At 67.6% G+C, this 17,382-nt stretch carries 16 protein-coding genes; 13 read left to right on the top strand and 3 right to left on the bottom strand.

Going from position 1 to position 17,382, the window contains the following annotated elements; translation table 11 throughout:
- Window positions 1-54: 54 nt before the first annotated feature.
- On the bottom strand, window positions 55-1,428 hold the full coding sequence (locus tag C475_RS19645; protein WP_006885649.1) for a cytochrome P450: 1,374 nt from the start codon (window positions 1,426-1,428) through the stop codon (window positions 55-57).
- A 381-nt stretch (window positions 1,429-1,809) separates the two neighbouring features.
- On the opposite strand from C475_RS19645, the gene C475_RS19640 reads away from it, so the two are divergent.
- The 4 genes from C475_RS19640 to C475_RS19625 all read left to right on the top strand — a co-directional run bounded on the left by C475_RS19640 (window position 1,810) and on the right by C475_RS19625 (window position 6,248).
- Window positions 1,810-2,499, top strand: a complete 690-nt coding sequence (locus tag C475_RS19640) for an O-methyltransferase (protein ID WP_006885648.1) — start codon at window positions 1,810-1,812, stop codon at window positions 2,497-2,499.
- Window positions 2,500-2,630: 131 nt separating this feature from the next.
- Entirely contained in the window at window positions 2,631-3,233 is a 603-nt protein-coding gene (locus tag C475_RS19635; protein ID WP_006885647.1) for a chemotaxis protein CheC, read from the top strand.
- Between the two features lie 94 nt (window positions 3,234-3,327).
- Window positions 3,328-4,983 (top strand): long-chain fatty acid--CoA ligase, encoded by a 1,656-nt coding sequence (locus C475_RS19630; RefSeq protein WP_006885646.1) that lies wholly within the window; start codon window positions 3,328-3,330, stop codon window positions 4,981-4,983.
- 110 nt (window positions 4,984-5,093) lie between these two features.
- A complete protein-coding gene (locus C475_RS19625; protein ID WP_006885645.1) occupies window positions 5,094-6,248 on the top strand; it encodes an acyl-CoA dehydrogenase family protein in 1,155 nt (384 codons plus the stop codon).
- A gap of 24 nt (window positions 6,249-6,272) precedes the next feature.
- On the opposite strand, the gene C475_RS19620 is transcribed toward C475_RS19625, so the two are convergent.
- Window positions 6,273-6,512, bottom strand: coding sequence for a hypothetical protein (locus C475_RS19620; protein WP_049931042.1), 240 nt, complete (start codon window positions 6,510-6,512; stop codon window positions 6,273-6,275).
- Window positions 6,513-6,595: 83 nt separating this feature from the next.
- Entirely contained in the window at window positions 6,596-7,672 is a 1,077-nt protein-coding gene (locus tag C475_RS19615; protein WP_006885643.1) for a sensor histidine kinase, read from the bottom strand.
- 316 nt (window positions 7,673-7,988) lie between these two features.
- Between C475_RS19615 and C475_RS19610 the strand changes: the two genes are divergently transcribed.
- From C475_RS19610 to C475_RS25465, 9 genes are all read left to right on the top strand, one after another.
- Window positions 7,989-9,890, top strand: coding sequence for a 2-oxoacid:acceptor oxidoreductase subunit alpha (locus tag C475_RS19610; RefSeq protein WP_006885642.1), 1,902 nt, complete (start codon window positions 7,989-7,991; stop codon window positions 9,888-9,890).
- A 3-nt stretch (window positions 9,891-9,893) separates the two neighbouring features.
- Window positions 9,894-10,829 carry a thiamine pyrophosphate-dependent enzyme gene (locus C475_RS19605; protein WP_006885641.1) on the top strand — a complete coding sequence of 312 codons (936 nt, stop codon included), beginning with the start codon at window positions 9,894-9,896 and terminating at the stop codon, window positions 10,827-10,829.
- Between the two features lie 295 nt (window positions 10,830-11,124).
- Window positions 11,125-11,292: a hydrogenase maturation nickel metallochaperone HypA gene (locus C475_RS24075; protein WP_161625229.1), complete on the top strand. Its 168-nt coding sequence runs from the start codon at window positions 11,125-11,127 to the stop codon at window positions 11,290-11,292.
- Between the two features lie 148 nt (window positions 11,293-11,440).
- The gene (locus C475_RS19600; protein WP_006885640.1) at window positions 11,441-12,172 is read left to right on the top strand and encodes an FAD-binding protein; all 732 of its coding nucleotides are present in this window, start codon (window positions 11,441-11,443) and stop codon (window positions 12,170-12,172) included.
- Between the two features lie 314 nt (window positions 12,173-12,486).
- Window positions 12,487-13,800: an ABC transporter substrate-binding protein gene (locus C475_RS19595; protein WP_006885639.1), complete on the top strand. Its 1,314-nt coding sequence runs from the start codon at window positions 12,487-12,489 to the stop codon at window positions 13,798-13,800.
- Between the two features lie 2 nt (window positions 13,801-13,802).
- The gene (locus C475_RS19590) at window positions 13,803-15,029 is read left to right on the top strand and encodes an ABC transporter substrate-binding protein (RefSeq protein ID WP_006885638.1); all 1,227 of its coding nucleotides are present in this window, start codon (window positions 13,803-13,805) and stop codon (window positions 15,027-15,029) included.
- Window positions 15,030-15,031: 2 nt separating this feature from the next.
- Window positions 15,032-16,276 (top strand): ABC transporter substrate-binding protein, encoded by a 1,245-nt coding sequence (locus C475_RS19585; protein WP_006885637.1) that lies wholly within the window; start codon window positions 15,032-15,034, stop codon window positions 16,274-16,276.
- A 2-nt stretch (window positions 16,277-16,278) separates the two neighbouring features.
- A complete protein-coding gene (locus C475_RS24520; RefSeq protein ID WP_006885636.1) occupies window positions 16,279-16,653 on the top strand; it encodes a hypothetical protein in 375 nt (124 codons plus the stop codon).
- Window positions 16,551-17,051 (top strand): DUF7260 family protein, encoded by a 501-nt coding sequence (locus C475_RS25465; RefSeq protein ID WP_449404421.1) that lies wholly within the window; start codon window positions 16,551-16,553, stop codon window positions 17,049-17,051. Before C475_RS24520 ends, C475_RS25465 begins: the two co-directional genes overlap by 103 nt.
- The last annotated feature ends 331 nt before the right edge of the window (window positions 17,052-17,382 follow it).

Genomic DNA, 17,382 nt, shown 5'->3' with positions numbered 1-17,382 from the left:
ACGTCGTATTCGATCCAAAGTAGAAGTTTCGGCGACGGGAACGGTGCCGTCCGTCTACCGCTCCTCGACTCGGAACTCCATCGTCTGACGGGGGTGCATCGTCAGCGACGGCATGAGTTCCAGTGGCCCCTCGCCCTGGAAGTCGAGTTCGTACTCGGAGACGACGGTGGCGACGATGAGTTTCGCCTCCAGCAGGGAGAGGTGCTTGCCGATGCAGTGGCGCGGCCCGCCGCCGAACGGGAAGAAGGCGAACCGCGGCCGGTCGTCGCGGCGGTCGGGGCTGAACCGCTCGGGGTCGAACGTCTCGGGGTCGTCCCAGTAGCGGGCCGACCGGTGGACGCCCCATTGGGGGAGCATGAGCGTCGAGCCCGCGTCCACGCGATAGCCGCCCAGTTCGACGGGCTCGGTGGGTTCGCGGAAGATGGTGAACACCGGCGGGTACAGCCGCATCGCCTCGTTGATCACCCAGTCGAGGTACTCGAACTCCCGGACGTGGTCCATGTTCGGGCGCTCGTCCCCGACCACGTCGTCGACCTCTTCCTGGACACGCCGCTCGGCTTCCGGGTGTTCCGAGAGCAGGTACCACGTGTAGGTGAGCGTCAGCGCGGTGGTGTCGTGGCCGGCCAACAGCATCGTCATCATCTCGTCGCGGAGCATCTCCGCGGACTGTTCACCGCGGTCTTGCGCCCGCAGGAGCAGCGACAGGAAGTCCATCGGCGGACCGTCGCCCTCGGTGGGGGAGTCGAGCACCGTCGAGACGCCGCGGACCCCTTCGCGCCCGCGGCGGGCCGCGACGATGTCGTCCAGTACGTCGTCGAGAGTGGCGACGGCGGATTCGAACTCCTCGTCGCCGGGCATCGGCACCCAGTCCGGCATCGCGAAGCGCAACGGGTCGGGCTCGAAGCGGCGGCCGAGCGGGTCGAGTTGGTCCTGCACCGTCCGGACTCGTGAGTCGGAGAGCTCGACGCCCATCATCAAATCGAGGATGACGTGTAGCGTGACCCGTGCCATCGCCCCCTCGGAGTCGACCGTCTGTCCCGCGGTCCACCCGCCGACCATCGACTCGGCGTGGCCGGTGACCCGGTCGGCCATCCCCATCAGCCGCGACATGCGGAAGGCGGGATTGGCCAGTTCGCGCTGTCGTTCCCACGTCTCGCCCTCGCTCAGTAGCAGGCCGTCGCCGAGCAGGTCGCCCAGCGCGTCGTTCTGGAACTCCGGTTTGCGGTAGGAGTCGGCCTCCGAGACGAGGATCCGCTCGATGTCCGTGGGGCCGGTGACCATGTACGTCTCCATGGGCCCCATGTCGAAGTTGGCCACGTCGTCGTAGGTCTCTTCGAGCGCCGAGATGAACGAGAAGGGGTCCCGCGCGTAGCGCCGACTGCTCCCGAACAGCGGCTCGCCTTTGGGCCCCGGAGGGGTCTCTGACATGTTCGAAGTTACGGTCGGATCGGTATGAATCTCTCGACGGCTCGGAGTTCGAGTTGCTGGTGAGTCGGGTGATGGAACGAGTGCGAGGGACTCCGGAGCGACTATCGCGACCACTAACATCACCGCGGACAGCGTGAAAGCCCCCGACCGTTCCGGTCGAGGGTCTCGCTGCGCGCTTCGCTCACTGCGTTCGCTGCAGTGCTTGCGTCGCCCGTCTTCCCGGAACGGTCGGCCCCTTTCATTCCCACCCACGTAGACTGTTCAGCAGCCGACACGGGTGGGAATGAAAGGGTTCTACGCTCGGTGTTTGTCCCCTCCCCAGATCCCGGAACGCCTGGCCGGGGCGGGGGCGCTTATCCGGGCGGCGGTCGAACCCCGGGTATGGCCGACTACGAGATCGCCGAGTTCCTCGAATCGTACGCGACCGCGCTGGGTCCCGAAGCCGACGGAGTTATCGCGGAGATGGGAGAGCAGGCGCGCGACGAAGGGTTTCCGTACGTCGGACCGGCGGTCGGCGGGTGGCTGGCGATGCTGGCCCGCTTTGCCGACGCCGAGCGCGTCTTCGAGTTCGGGTCGGGCTTTGGCTACTCGGCGTACTGGTTCGCGCGGGAGCTTCCCGCGGACGGGCAGGTCGTCCTCACCGAGATCGACGCGGACGAACTCGACCAGGCCCGCGAGTACCTCGCTCGTGGAGATCTCGCCGACCGCGCCGCGTTCGAACACGGCGACGCCATCGAGACGGTCGACGACTACGAGGGGCCGTTCGACGTGGTCCTGATCGACTGCCAGAAGGAGCGCTACGCCGAGGCGTTCGAGGCCGTCCGGGAGAAGGTCGCGCCCGGTGGGATCGTCGCCGCCGACAACACCGTCGCCGGCGGGTCCATCGACGCCGGTGACCTCCGGGCGTACTTCGAGGACGGCGGCGCCGCGGGCGGTGCGGACCGCTCGGGGATGAACGGGATGACCGAGGGGATCGCCGACTACCTCGACGCGGTCGGGGCCGCCGACGGCTTCGAGACGACGCTGTTGCCGCTCGGCGAGGGCGTGTCGGTCAGTCAGCGGGAGTGGTAGGCGGCCTGCGAGAGAGTGGGGACGGCCGGACCGCCGGCCGCTCGTCCGACGCCGAGTCTCGCTCGCGAAAATCGGGGGGGACCGCTTATGTGGGTCGGGTCGAAACGCCTGCCCACCTCGCAGGGTCGCCAATGAGTCTGAAGATAGATATCCGGAAACTCGGGTTGTTCAACAAGATGGCCAAGGAGGGCGGGAACACGGTCGCGGACCACCTCAGCCAGATGACGGGGATGGAGACGGAGATGGAGATCACCAAGATCAATTTCATCGACATCCCCGACATCAAAACTCACGTCGGCCACGCCGAGCAGATCGGCATCAGCATCGAGATGGTCGAGCCGCCCCACGGCCACATCCTCTTTCTGCTCGAAGCCGGGAGCGCGAAGGAACTCTCCCACGGGATGATCGGTGACATGGGCGAGACGGACCCGAACGCGAGCGGGTTCACCGACATGGAACGGTCGGCGATCCAGGAGATCGGCAACATCATGACGAGCGGCTTTATCGACGGGTGGGCGAACGTCCTCGACACCACCATCGACATCGGCCCGCCGTCCTTTATCTTCGGCCCGGGAAGCGGGATGGTCGACGACCTCGTCGGCGACCGCGAGAGCGACATGGCCCTGATGTTCGACTCGCACGTCCAGGCGCCCGACTCCAACGTCGACGTGAAGGTCTACACGTTCCCACAACTCGACGAACTCGTCGCGCTGATGCAGCAGATCGAAGTCTAGCGGCGGGACCGTCCGGCGGACCGACCGTGCCGAACGCGGATCTGACCCGATCGTTCATGCACGTTTCTTGTACCAGCGGTGCGTGTGCTAAGGCATGCCAGGCGGAACCGACCAGACATTGGCGCCGTTCCTGTGGCGAGCCGAACAGCTGTATCCGGAGACGGAGGTTGTCTCGCGGACGCACGAGGGGGTCGTCCGGTACGACTACGACGAGTACGGCGACCGGACGGCGCAGTTGGCCGGCGCGCTCGACGACGCCGGCTACGGGGAGGGCGACCGTATCGGGACGTTCTGCTGGAACCACCACCGGCACTTCGAGACGTACTTCGGTGTGCCCGGGATGGGTGCGCAACTGCACACCATCAACCCGCTTCTACCCGACAAACACGTCCAGTACATCGTCGAGAACGCGGAGGACCGGACGCTGTTCGTCGACCGGTCGTTCCTCCCCAAGCTGGAGGGCGCGTACGCCGACGACCCCTCGTCGTTCGAGTCGGTCGAGCGCTACGTCGTGATGGGCGAGTCGGTCCCCGACACGGACCTGGAGGCGGTGGCCTACGAGTCGTTCATCGACGGCCACCCCACCGAGTACGACTGGCCCGACAACGACGCCGACCAGCCCGCCGGGATGTGTTACACGTCGGGGACGACGGGCCGTCCGAAGGGCGTCGAGTACACCCAGTCGATGCTGTGGAGTCACACGATGGCGCTCCAGCAGCCACAGGGGATCCCGTTGGACGACGACGACGTGGTGATGCCCGTCGTCCCGATGTTCCACGTCAACGCGTGGGGGCTGCCGTTCTCGGCGACGGCGGGCGCGGCCAAACACGTCTACCCTGGCCCCCAGCCCGAGCCGGCGGACCTCGCGCGACTCATCGAAGAAGAGGGCGTGACCGTCACCGCTGGCGTCCCGACGGTGTGGCTCGGACTGATGGAGTACGTGAAGGACAACGACGTGGACCTCTCGGCGCTGGACCGGCTGGTCGTCGGCGGCAGCGCCGCGCCCGAGGCGATGATCCGCTTTTTCGACGACCGCGACGTGGAACTGCTCCACGCCTGGGGCATGACCGAGACCTCGCCGGTCGGCGCGGCCGCCCACGTCAAGCGCGACCTCCGGGACGCCGACTACGAGACGCGACTCGAAAAGCGGTCCAAGCAGGGCCTGATCACGCCCGGGCTGGCGTTCCGGGTCGTCGACGACGACGGCGGCGAGGTGCCGTGGAACGGCGAAGACTTCGGCGAGCTGTGGGTGAAAGGGCCGTGGGTCACGACGGAGTACTTCGGGCGGCCGGACGCGAACCAGGCGGAGTTCGAGGACGGCTACCTCAAGACCGGCGACGTGGTCTCGGTCGACGAAGACGGCTACCTCAAGATCGTCGACCGCGCGAAAGACGTGATCAAGAGCGGCGGCGAGTGGATCTCCTCGCAGGAACTGGAGAACGAACTGATGGCCCACGAGGACGTGAGCGAGGCCGCGGTCGTCGGCGTCCCCCACGACCGCTGGCAGGAGCGCCCGCTCGCGCTCGTCGTGCCCGTCGAGGGCGCCGACACCGGCGCGCTGGAGTCGTCGCTGCGCGACCACGTTCTCGAATCGTATCCGAAGTGGTGGGTGCCGGACACCGTCGTCTTCATCGACGAGGTCCCCAAGACCGCGACGGGGAAGTTCAACAAACAGGCCCTGCGCGAGGAGTACGGCGACGAGTCGCTCGTCGAGGGACGCGTTCCCGACGACGCCGCGCCCGGGTCCTGACGGCGCACCCTCGGAGACGCCACACTCGCCGGACACGAATAAATTATAAACCCTTCACGAGTTTGCTACCGTGCCGAGATTTATTTGGTACTGCCGGCCTTTGAGAGGGTATGGAACTACTGGACGAGCGGCCGGTCCCGGAGGAAGCACACGACGTAAAGCGACAGGCCCGTGAGTTCGCGGCCGAACATATCGCCCCGAACGCCCAGGCGTACTTCGAGTCCGGCGAGTACCCGACGGAGGTGCTGGAGGCGGGGATGGACGCGGGACTGGTCGCCCAGGACATCGGCGAGGAGTACGGCGGCAAGGGCTTCTCGCTGGAGCAGGTGCTGGCCATCGCCGAGGAGTTCTACCGCGCGGACGCCGGCATCGCGCTGACCCTGCAACTGGCGAGTTTCGGCGCGGAGATCCTGGAGGAACACGGCGACGAGGAGCTGAAAGAGGAGTTCCTCCGTCCGGTCGCCGAGAACGAGCAGATCACCGGGCTCGCCGTCTCCGAGCCCGAGACCGGGAGCGACCTCGCCGGGATGGCCACCACGGCCGAGAAGGACGGCGACGAGTACGTCCTGAACGGCGAGAAGTACTGGATCGGCAACGGCGTCGAGGCCGACTGGGTGACGGTGTACGCCAAGACCGGCGACGACGAGAACAACCGCTACGGCAACTACTCGCTGTTCGTCGTGCCGACGGACACTGACGGCTACAACGCCGAGCACATCCCGGAGAAGATGGCCTTCCGGGCGTCGAAGCAGGCCCATCTCACCCTGGAGGACTGCCGCGTGCCCGAGGACCACCTGATCGGTGTCGAGGGCGCTGGCTTCTACATGCTCGCCGACTTCTTCAACCACGGCCGCGTCATCGTCGGCGGTCACGGCATCGGGATGGCGGCGGCGGCCATCGAGGAGGCGTGGGAGTTCGTCCACGACCGCGAGGCCTTCGGCCGCTCGGTCGACGAGTTCCAGGCGGTCCAGCACAAGCTGGCCGACATGCGGACGGAGTTCGAGGCCGCCCGCGCGCTGACCTGGCGCGCGGCCGACCAGGTCGCGGGGAGCGACGACGCCGGTTTCTGGGCGGCGATGGCGAAGCTCAAGGCGACGGAGACGGCTAACGACTGCGCGCAGAAGGCGATGCAACTGCACGGCGGCCGGTCCGTGCTGACCGAACGACGGGTGGCGCGGGTCTACCGCGACGTGCGCGTCCCGGTCATCTACGAGGGGGCCAACGACATCCAGCGCAACCTCGTGTACAACCAGGCGCCGAAGTAGCGGCCGCGACGGCGGCGGGGTCCGTCACTCGGACGGCTCCGGGCGGTCGCCCCCGCTACCCAGGTCGGACAGCAGCGTCAGACCGGCCAGCAGCGCGACCGCGCCGCCGGCGACACCGCCGACCGCGAACACGAGTTCGTCCTGATAGTTAGACACGATGTACCCGGCGTCGGCGATAGCGACCACACCGACTCCGATCGCGAACGTCGCGAGGATCAGCCAGCGTCGTATCGAGCGAAGCAACGCGTCCGTTTCGGAGGGCATCGTCGCGTCCAAGAACGGCCCCGTGTTAGTTCGTTCCGATCCGCGGCCCGTACGCCGACGTGGGCAGGCAGACACCCTCGCCTTCAGGCCGCAGGGACGCCGACCGACACCGTGGCGCCGTCCTCGTCGTTCTCGACGGCCAGGTCGCCGCCGTAGCGTTCGGCGACGGTCTTGACGACCCACAGACCGAGCCCGCTCCCGTGTTCGAGCTGGCTGATCTCGCGTCGCTCGGTGAGCACCGCGACCTCGTCGTCGGGCACGCCGGGGCCGCGGTCGGTCACGTCGACGGTGACCAGGCCCCCGTCGGTCTCGGCCGAGACGCGGACGTACGGGTCACCGCTGCTGCCGTGTTCGACGGCGTCGTCGGCCCCTGGCCGACTGCTCGTGGAACCGTGTTCCACGGCGTTCTCGACGAGGTGGTCGAGCGCGGTGACCAGCTGGTCGTCGCCGTGAACCGCGAGCCCCTCGGGGACGTCGACCGCGAACTCGCCGTCCGGGTAGCGGTCGCGGTACGGGGCGATCACGTCCTCGGTTAGGTCGGCGAGGTCGACCGTGTCGGTCGGGGCGTCTCCGTTGAGCGCCGTCTGGATGGCGGCGAGTTCGCCGTCCACGTCGGCGAGTTCCCCGGCCGTGGCGCGGATAGTCTCGGCGGCGGCCCGCTGGTCGTCGTCCAGTTCCTCGGCGAGCATCGCGGCGTGACCGGTGAGGATCTGAGTGCGGTTGCGGAGGTTGTGCCGGGTGAGCCGGTTGACGACGGCGAGGGTCCGGCGCTGGCGAGCGAGTTCCTCCGCGCGGATGCGGCGCACGTCGTTGTACCCGATGAGCAGGTGGGCGACGGAGCTGACTCCCAGCACGTCGACGACGACGTAGGCGGGGATCTCGACGCCGGGCGCCAGCCGAGCGAGCGCGAGGATCACTCCCAGCAGCGCGACCCCGAGGAGGTTCCAGCCGGCGATCCGCCCCGTGTGGGCGGTGGCCACGTCGCTACGGTAGAGGTACGCCGCCCCGGCGACGATGGCGGTGCCCAGCACCGCTCCGAGCGCCACGAGCGCGAGCGCGACGCCGTCGCCTTCCGCCCCGGCGACGTTCGACGCGGCCCCGACGACCAGTGCCACGCCGGTCAGCGCGACGCTCCCGACCGCGAGCGTTCGTCGAATCATACGTCCCGATTCGTCGACTCCCGGAAAAACCTGGTCGCCCGAGAATCGACGCTGAAAGTGCCACCAAAGTAACGGAGATTCGACAACTTTGCCCGATTGGGACATAGAGAACGTACTTCACTCTGAAACAACGAACTCCGAGAGATACGGAAGACACTCGATGTGCATGCTGTTGTCACCCTCTGCCGAGTTCAGGCGCGAGACGGCCCGTACCCAACCTTCACGATTATTCGGCGGTGACGGAGTGAAAACGCTTTAGTCGGGTCCAGTCCTCGTTTCGTTCACGGCACCCGAATCGGGGCCGATCGATGTATCCATGACAGATCAGGAACTAATATGGCGGATTGCGGGTGGTTCCGGCGACGGTATCGACAGCAACAGTCGATACTTCGCCAAGGCCCTCATGCGCTCGGGGCTCGACGTATTCACACACCGACACTACCCGTCCCGGATTCGGGGCGGCCACACGTACGTGGAGGTACGGGCGACCCCCGACGGGGCGGCCTCGCGCGGGGACGGCTACAACTTCCTCCTCGCGCTCGGTGACAGTTTCGCGCGGAACCCCTCGGAAGACGCCTACTACGGCAACGAGGAACTGAAACCGCTCTCGGAGAACCTCGACGACCTCCGCGAGGGCGGCATCATCGTCTACGACTCGGGGCTCATCGACGACGAGCAGGTCGAGGAGATCGATCTCCACGAGCGCGCCGAGGAGAACGGCTGGCACGTCTACCCGGTCGACCTGCGCGGCATCGCGAAGGAACACGGCCGCGAGATCATGCGGAACAACGCCGGTATCGGCGTGACCGCGGCGCTGCTCGACATGGACACCTCCGAGTACGAGGGGATCATGGACGAGATGTGGAACGACGACATCCTCGAGGCCAACCTCGCCGTCATTCAGGACGGCTTCGAGCGGGCCCAGGAGTTCGAGCAGACCCACGACCTGGAGATGCCCGACCACGACGAACCCGAGGAGGAGCAGGCGCTCGTCTCCGGGTCGGACGCCATCGCGTACGGAGCGCTCGACGCCGGCTGTCGGTTCATCGCCGGCTACCCGATGACGCCGTGGACCGACGTGTTCACGATCATGTCCCAGAACCTCCCGCAGTTCGGGGGGATCTCCGAGCAGGTCGAAGACGAGATCGCCGCGGCGGCGCTGGCGCTCGGTGCCAGCCACGCCGGCGTCAAGTCGATGTCCGGGTCGTCCGGTGGCGGGTTCGCACTGATGAGCGAACCGCTCGGCCTCGCGGAGATGTCCGAGACGCCGGTCGTGCTCGTCGAGGCGATGCGCGCCGGCCCCTCGACCGGGATGCCGACCAAGCCCGAGCAGGCCGACCTCGAACACGTCCTCTACACCAGCCAGGGCGACTCCGCGCGAGTCGTCCTCGCGCCGGGCGACCAGCAGGAGTGTTACGAGCAGATCCGCACGGCCTTCGAGCTGGCCTACGACTACCAGATCCCGTCGATCCTCATCTACGACCAGAAGCTCCAGGGCGAGCTGCGCAACGTCGACGCGAGCTTCTTCGACCGCGAGCCCGACGGGGACGCCGGCTCGGTCGTCACCGAGGAGCAGATCGCCGAGGCCGCCGAACACCACGCTGGCAAGTTCAAACGCTTCCAGTACGACGCCGACGAGGGCAAGGAGGGCGTCAGCCCGCGCTCGGTGCCCGGCCAGAAGGGCGGGCGCTTCCTCGCGACCGGCAACGAGCACAACGAGGCCGGCCACATCAGCGAGGACCCGACCAACCGCGTCCTGCAGATGGACCGCCGCCTGGGCAAGCTCGAGAGCATCCGAGAGGAGCTCGACGAGAAGGGCAACCAGACCCATCACGGTCCCGACGAAGCGGAGTACGGGATCATGTGCTGGGGGAGCCACCAGGGGACGGTCTTCGAGGCCGTCGACCGGCTCAACGACGCGGGCCACTCGGTCAAGGCCATCGGCGTCAGCGACATGATGCCCTACCCCGAGGCGGAGGTCAGCGAGTTCCTCGAATCGGTCGAGGAGTGTCTCGTCGTCGAGATGAACGCGACCGCGCAGTTCCGCGGGCTCACCCAGAAGGAACTCGGTCGCTTCGGGCCGAAGCTCTCCAGCCTGCTGAAGTACAACGGGAACCCGTTCGAGCCGGCCGAGATCGTCGAGGGCTTCGAGTCCAGCATCGACGGCGAGGAACTGGCCGTGAACAACATGAAGTACGTCCCAGCGGCAGGTGACTAACCAATGAGTGCATTCAGCGCGATCGGCGATCCGGAAGAAGCGGAGGAAGACGAGTTCACACCCGGGATCGAGCCCCAGCCGACGTGGTGTCCGGGCTGTGGCGACTTCGCGGTGAACAACGCCCTGAAGAAGGCGATGGCCAACCTCGGGAAGAACCCCGACGAGGTCCTGCTCTGTACGGGGATCGGCTGTTCGGGCAAGCTGAACAGCTACTTCGAGAGCTACGGCTTCCACACCATCCACGGGCGCTCGCTGCCCGTGGCGCGGGCTGCGAAGCTGGCCAACCCCGGCGTCGAGGTCGTCGCAGCGGGCGGCGACGGCGACGGCTACGGGATCGGCGGGAACCACTTCATGCACACCGCCCGCGAGAACCACGACATGACCTACATCGTGTTCAACAACGAGATCTTCGGCCTCACGAAGGGCCAGACCTCGCCGACGAGCCCGAAGGGTCACAAGTCCAAGACCCAGCCCAGCGGGTCGGCCAAGGACCCCGTCCGACCGCTCTCGCTGTCGCTGGCGTCGGGTGCCTCCTACGTCGCCCGCACGGCGGCGGTCAACCCCAACCAGGCCGCCGAGATCATCGCCGAGGCCGTCGAACACGACGGGTTCGCCCACGTCGACTTCCTCACGCAGTGTCCGACCTGGAACAAGGACGCTCGCCAGTACGTCCCGTACACGGACGTGCAGGACTCCGAGGACTACGACTTCGACGTGACGAACCGCCAGGAAGCCGGCGAGATGATGTACGAGGTCGAGTCGAAGCTCTACGAGGGCGAGGTGCTGACCGGTCGCTTCTACAAGGACGACCGCCCCTCCTACGGGCAGGAGAAGCGTTCGACCGGCGAGATGCCCGAGGAGCCGCTGGCCGAGCGCTACTACGACGAGGACGCCGAGTGGGAGCGCTGCGCCGAGCAGCTCATCGACAAGCACACGTAAACCACTCAGAGGGACCTGTGGTCCTTCTCGACTCGAGGCCGGCAGCACCACCGCGAAAATGCTGATCCGGGCACCCGGCCCGCTTCGACCGCTCACTCCGCCGCGAGGGGCCGCTCTTGGCGCCGACGACTCCCCGAAGACCCGCTCGACGACGGGCGGGACTGTTCTCGCCCGTCGGGCCGTCGCGCTCACGTTCGACCCCTCGACGTCGACGGCAGTGCCGGAGACGAGTAGAGACCCAGACGCACTCGTGACCACACCGTTCACAGGCCCGTGCGAAACGGTGGCGGGTCGCGTGACGAAACGGACACGGACGGGACCGCTCGAATCCGTTCACGCGTCGACGGAGCGAGCGGTCGAGGCGGTGACGACGCCGGGCGCCGACGGCGAATGCCCCCAGTGCGGCCTGGAAGTCCCCGAGCAGGGGCCGCCGATGTGCCCGCGCTGTGGCGCGCCGCGGTGAACTCCGGGGGCCTGGCCAGCCGAAAAATCAGAAGTGATTTATACTTTTTAGGCTAGCCTAAAACATGGGGAAAGACGTGAACGACGAGGACGCACAGCTGTTCGACTATCAACAATCCTCTAACAGCATCAACGGGGAGATCTGAGCCATGGCGGCTCCGATGGACGTAGTCGTCGTCGGCGGCGGCGTCGCCGGCCGCTCCGCGGCCGTGTTCACCGCCCGTCACGGATTCGACACGCTCGTCGTCGACTCGGGGGAGTCGATCCTCCGGCGCAACGCCCACCTGGAGAACTTCCCGGGCTTTCCGGCGGGCGTCAACGGCCGGCAGTTGCTCGACCTGCTCGAAGAACAGGCGTCGGACGCCGGCTGCGAGCAGGTGACCGCGACCGTCACGCGGGTCGAACGGACCGACGAGGGGTTCGCCGTCGAGACCGGGGACGGCGACCGCTATCACACGACGTACGTGGTCGCGGCGACGAAGAACGCGGTCGGCTATCTCGACGGGATCGACGGCGTCGGGATCATCGACCGCGGGAAGGCGTTCGTCGACACCGACGAGCGCGGTCGCACCGGCGTCGACGGCCTGTACGCGGCCGGCAGACTCGCCGAGAAGCCCCACCAGGCTATCGTCTGCGCCGGCCACGGCGCCGAGGTCGGTGTGACGATCCTCGAAGACGACGACCGGCCGTTCTACCACGACTGGGTCGCGCCCGATGGCTACTTCACCGAGCGTGGCCGTGACCTGCCGCCCGGCTGTGAGGAGATCGACGAGGCCGAGCGAACGGACCGCGAAGCGCGGTCGCTCGACGTGATGGGCGAGCGCTTCGCCGAGCCCCACCCGGACGAACAGGTCACGCACCCGAGTCTGGCGGACGAGTAGCGACCGAGATATCGACGACAGACCACACGTGCTCGGAACGGGCTCGAAGAGAGACGGTCACACATCGAGGAACTGGCGAGTAATTGTCCCGAACTGGTTCGACGACCGCGCGACGAAGCGGCCCCAGAGAGGGTGGGCCCTCGAGGCGATGACGACGCCGGACGCCGACGGCGAATACCCTCGCTGCGGACAGACACTCCCGAACAGGGCCCGCCGGTGTGCCCGTGTAGCGGCGTACCCGCGGTGACCTCTCAGATTTTTCGGCCAGCCAAAAAATCAGAAGTAATTTATACCTTTTAGGCTAGCCTAAAAACATGGCAGACGAGGCGAACGAGGAGCGTGGACCGACGCGGCGGAAATACCTGACCTATGGCGGCGCGGTCATCGGCGGCGGTCTGCTCGGGGGCTGTTCGAGCGACGGTGCGACGGGCGATGGGTCCGGCTCGACGGACGCGGACACGCCGCCGCCGACGGCGGAACCGACCGGGACGGCGACTCCGACGGCGACCGCGTCGGCGACCGAGACGCCGACAGAAGCGCCCACGCAACCGGAGTCCTACGCGGCGACCATGCCACCGGTGGGCGAGCTCACGCTCGAGGAACCGCCGTCCTCGTGGGTGGGCGGCCTCGGGTTCACCGCGGACGTGTTGACAGCGCTCGGACAGGCCGACGGCGCCGTCGGGATGGCCGACCCGGGGTTCTGGTACACCGGGTTCTACGACTTCCTCGACGGTGTCTCGGCGCCCGCGACCGACGAGCTCACCCAGTTCACGACCGAGGAGCGCGACACCGACCTCGAGGTGTTGTACGAACTCGACCCGGACCTGCTGGCGGTCGACCCGAACCCTCTCATCGCGATCTACGGGCTCGACCGGTCGGAAGCCCGAGAGATCCGGGAGAACGTCGCCCCCTGGTTCGGCAACGAGAGCCGGCGCAAGCGCTTCGAGGGATGGACCCACTGGCCCGTCGGCGAGCCCTATCCCTACCTCTCGCTTCCCGAGTACATCCCGAGATACGCCGCCCTGTTCGGCGAGGAAGCACGCGGCGAGGCACTGCTGGACCTCTACGAACCGTTCGTCGACGACGTTCGCTCGCGGGTGCCCCCCGAGAGCCAGCGCCGGTCGCTGGCGCTGGTGAACGGCCGGTACAACCCGGAGAACCGCGACGGGTGGGTCGTGTACAACCCGAAATCGGCGGTCGGGAAGACCTGGGGGAAGAAACAGTACCGCGACCTGAACGTCGTCGACGCGTTCGACGGCGCCTACGACGGCCAGTCGTCCGTGATCGTGGATTACGAGGGGCTCCTGGAGTACGACCCGGACGTCATCATCTTCAACTTCGGCGTCACGTACCGCGATTTCCAGGGTGAGAACTACATTCGACAGCAGCGGGAGGTGCTGTCGGACCACCCCGTCGGGAGCAAGGTGACCGCCGTCGAGAACGACGACCTGTACGTCGGCGGCACTCCCTACCAGGGCCCGATCATCAACATGTTCCAGACGGAGATGGCTGCCAAGCAGCTCTACCCCGACGAGTTCGGCGGCTATCCTGGATACGGGCAGCTCTCGGAGGACGAACAGCTGTTCGACCGCGGACGGCTCGCTGACATCGTCAACGGAGATTTCTGAGCATGAGCGACGACGAGACCGACACGACCGAGGCACGGACCCGACGCGACTACCTGAAGTACGGCGCTGCCCTCGCGGCGGCCGGCTTGGTCGCCGGCTGTGCCGGTGGAGGGTCGGAGCCGACCGACGGGGCGAGCGACGACGCCGGGACTGCGACGGACGCGCCGGGAGACACACCGCCCGACGGCGAATCCACCGCGACCGCGGCGGCGACGGAGTCCTATTCGGTGAGGATGGCGCCGGTCGGCGAGGTCACCTTCGACGCGGTGCCCGAGCGGTGGATCGCCTACTGCGGGGAGTACGCCGACATGGGCGTCGCGCTCGGACAGGCCGACGGGATGGCCGGGATCGGCGGCGCGGACCGGTACTATACGGCCGTCTACGACGAGCTACCCGGGGTGAGTGTCGATTCGACTCCGCTGGAGCAGTACCCGACTGTGCGAACCAGGGAGGCCTTCTACGAACTGGACTGCGACGTGCACCTCTACGACCCGGGGATGCTGAAAAACTGGTTCGACTGGGACCAGGGAGACGTCGAGGAAGTCGCCGACAACGTCGCGCCGTTCGTCGGCAACCTGATCTTCCGCCGCTCGGACGGCTGGCACGACTACCGCTACTACTCGCTGTACGAGGCCTTCGAGACGGTCGCGGCCGTCTTCCAGGAACGCGAACGCTTCGAGGCGTTCCAGTCGCTCCACGACGACTTCCTCGCCCGGATCCAGACCCGCCTTCCCCCCGCGGGCGAGCGCCCGAGTGTGATGCTCACCTTCGAGGGCACGAGCGAACCGGAGACGTTCTCGCCCTACCGGCTGACGGACAAGGGGACGAGCAAGAAGCAGTGGCGCGACCTGGGCGTCGGCGACGCCCTCGCCGGCACCGGCATCGAGAACCTCAGCACGGAGAACCGGGGGGAACTCGACTACGAGAACCTGCTGTCGGTCGACCCGGACGTGCTCCTGGTCCGCGGCCACGAGCGCAAGTCCGCCGCGGAGTTCCGCGACACCGTCCTGGCGTACATGGAGGACCACCCCGTCGGGAGCGAACTGACCGCCGTCCAGAGCGGTCGCGTCTACCGCGGCGGCTACCTCCACCAGGGACCGATCCACAACCTGTTCCTGACCGAACGGGCCGCGAAACAGCTGTTTCCCGAGGAGTTCGGCGACGTGACCGGTGGTGAGGAGCTGTTCGACCGCCAGCGCGTCGCGGACATCGTGAACGGAGACCTCTGAGTATGAGTGACGACATCAGCAACACGACCGAGGCGCCCACGCGGAGAGACTACCTGCGGTACAGCGCCGTCCTCGGCGGTGGCCTCCTCGCGGGCTGTTCGGGCGGCGGTGAGGAAACGGAGACGCCGGACAGCGACGGTACCGGCCCGAGCGAACCGCCCGAGACTGCCACGGCGACACCGACGGCGACGGCCACGGTGGCATCGGGGACGGCAACGCCGACCGGAGAACCGACGGCGACGCCCGGCTCGTACTCGGTGACGATGGCGCCGGTCGGCGAGGTGACCTTCGAGTCGCCGCCCGAGACCTGGGTCGCCGAGAACGCCAGCTGGGCGGACATGGGCGTCGCGCTCGGGTTGGACAAGCCCGCTGCCGTCGTCCTCACGGGCGAGTATCGGACGTGGCACTACGATGATATTCCGGGCCTGTCGCCGAGCAAGACGGAGATGACCTCGCTCTGGCAGGACGGCATCTCGAAGGAGTTACTCTACGACATCGACGCCGGGGTCCACTTCGTCGACCCGAATTACATGATCAACCTCATCCCGAACTGGGAGCGAAGTGACGTGGAGGGGATCGCCGAGAGCGTGGGCCCGTTCTGCGGCAACACGAGCTTCTCGACGTACCCCTGGCATGAGGGGTATCCGTACTTCGACCTCTACGAGGCCACCGAGAAGGTCGCTCAGGTGTTCCGGCGCACCGACCGCTTCGAGGCCCTGCAGTCGCTCCACGACGAGACGATTTCCGGGATTCAGGACCGACTACCGCCCGAGAGCGAACGGCCGGCGATCGGGCTCCTGTCCCCGGGGTCGACCGAGCCCGAAAAGTTCTATCCCTACCGGCTGGGCGACACCACCGCCTACAAGCACTGGCACGACCTCGGCGTCGAGGATGCTTTCGAGGGAAGCGACGTTCAGAGCTTTACGTCAGACCGCGGGTCGATCGACTTCGAACCGTTGCTGGAGATCAACCCCGAAGTCCTGCTGTTCTACACGGACACGCACCGAACGCGCGAGGCGTTCCGGGAGACGTACCTCTCGTTCCTACGGGACCACGATACCGCGAGCCAGCTGACGGCGGTCCAGAACGGCGACGTGTATCCCGCGGGCGGGATGTATCAGGGACCGATCAGCAACCTCTCGAAGACCGAACGGGCCGCGAAACAGCTGTTTCCCGACGAGTTCGACGCGGACGAACGGCTGTTCGACCGGCAGCGGATCGCCGATATCAGACACGGAGAGCTCTGACCATGAGCGACGACACCACCGATCCGACCGAGGCGCCGACGCGGAGAGACTACCTGCGGTACAGCGCCGTCCTCGGCGGTGGCCTCCTCGCGGGCTGTTCGGGCGGTGACGCGACGCTGACAGACGGCCAGGAGAGCGACCCCACCGCGACGGCGACCGACACGCTGACGGTCACGCCGAGCGCGGCACCGACCGGTGAGCGGACCGCGACGCCGAGGTCGGGGCCGAGAGACCGTCGGCCGCGCCCGGAGTCGCGGTCTCCGGTGGCCCACAGCTGGTCGGCGGCGCCGCGACGCCGGACCGCTGTCGCCGGCCCGCCTTCGCGGAGACGGTCCGACCCCACAGCGTCGCGGACGTCGACGACCCGGAACCGCTGACGGAGACACTCCGCGCCGAACTGCCCGAGACGGTCGCGGCGGCGCTCGCGCCGGCGACGGAGACGACCTTCTCGCCGGCGGTCAAACGAGGTGTCCTCGGTGCGGTCGAGACGCGGACGGCGGAGGCCGAGACCGTGCTGGCGGCGCTCGACCGTGAAGCCGACGGCCTCTCGTCGGCGGTCGCGCTCGTCGAGGAGACGACCGCGTGGATCGCCGAGGCCGACGAGACGCCGCTGAGCGAGGTCGGGTTCGACCCGCTGGCCCGGCGCCACCGTCGGCTGGCGCGGTTCGAGGAGCAGTGTGACCAACTCGTCCGGGAGCGCCAGTCGCTGCTGGGTGCGACGACGAACCAGACGCCTGACGCCGGCGTGCGCCACCGCGACCTCGTCGCGTTCTGATACGACGGACTGCCGGTCGGCTCCCCGGTCCCGTCGACGGTCGCTCGGCTGGTCGAGACGTGTCGGACCTGTCGGCGGGCGGTCCGGAACCAGCTCGTTCGGAGAGCGTGACGGGCGATCCCCGGTCTCGCGCGCTTCGAGGGGCCGAGGCCACACCGCTGGTCGTCGATCCTCGTCCCGCGAGCCGACCCTGTCGCGTCGCGACGGGGGAGCGTCGGCGTCGCGTCGGCCCCACCTCGGTGACGGTTCGGCGCTCGGGCCCCCGGATCTATCTATCTAGCCCGGGTCGAGCGCGGTGTCGACGAACGTAGTGACACCGTTTCTGTGGGTA

This window comes from Halosimplex carlsbadense 2-9-1, assembly GCF_000337455.1.
Lineage (GTDB): Archaea > Halobacteriota > Halobacteria > Halobacteriales > Haloarculaceae > Halosimplex > Halosimplex carlsbadense.
Note: the sequence above shows the minus strand (reverse complement) of the source record. Positions and strands in the feature narration are given on the sequence as shown.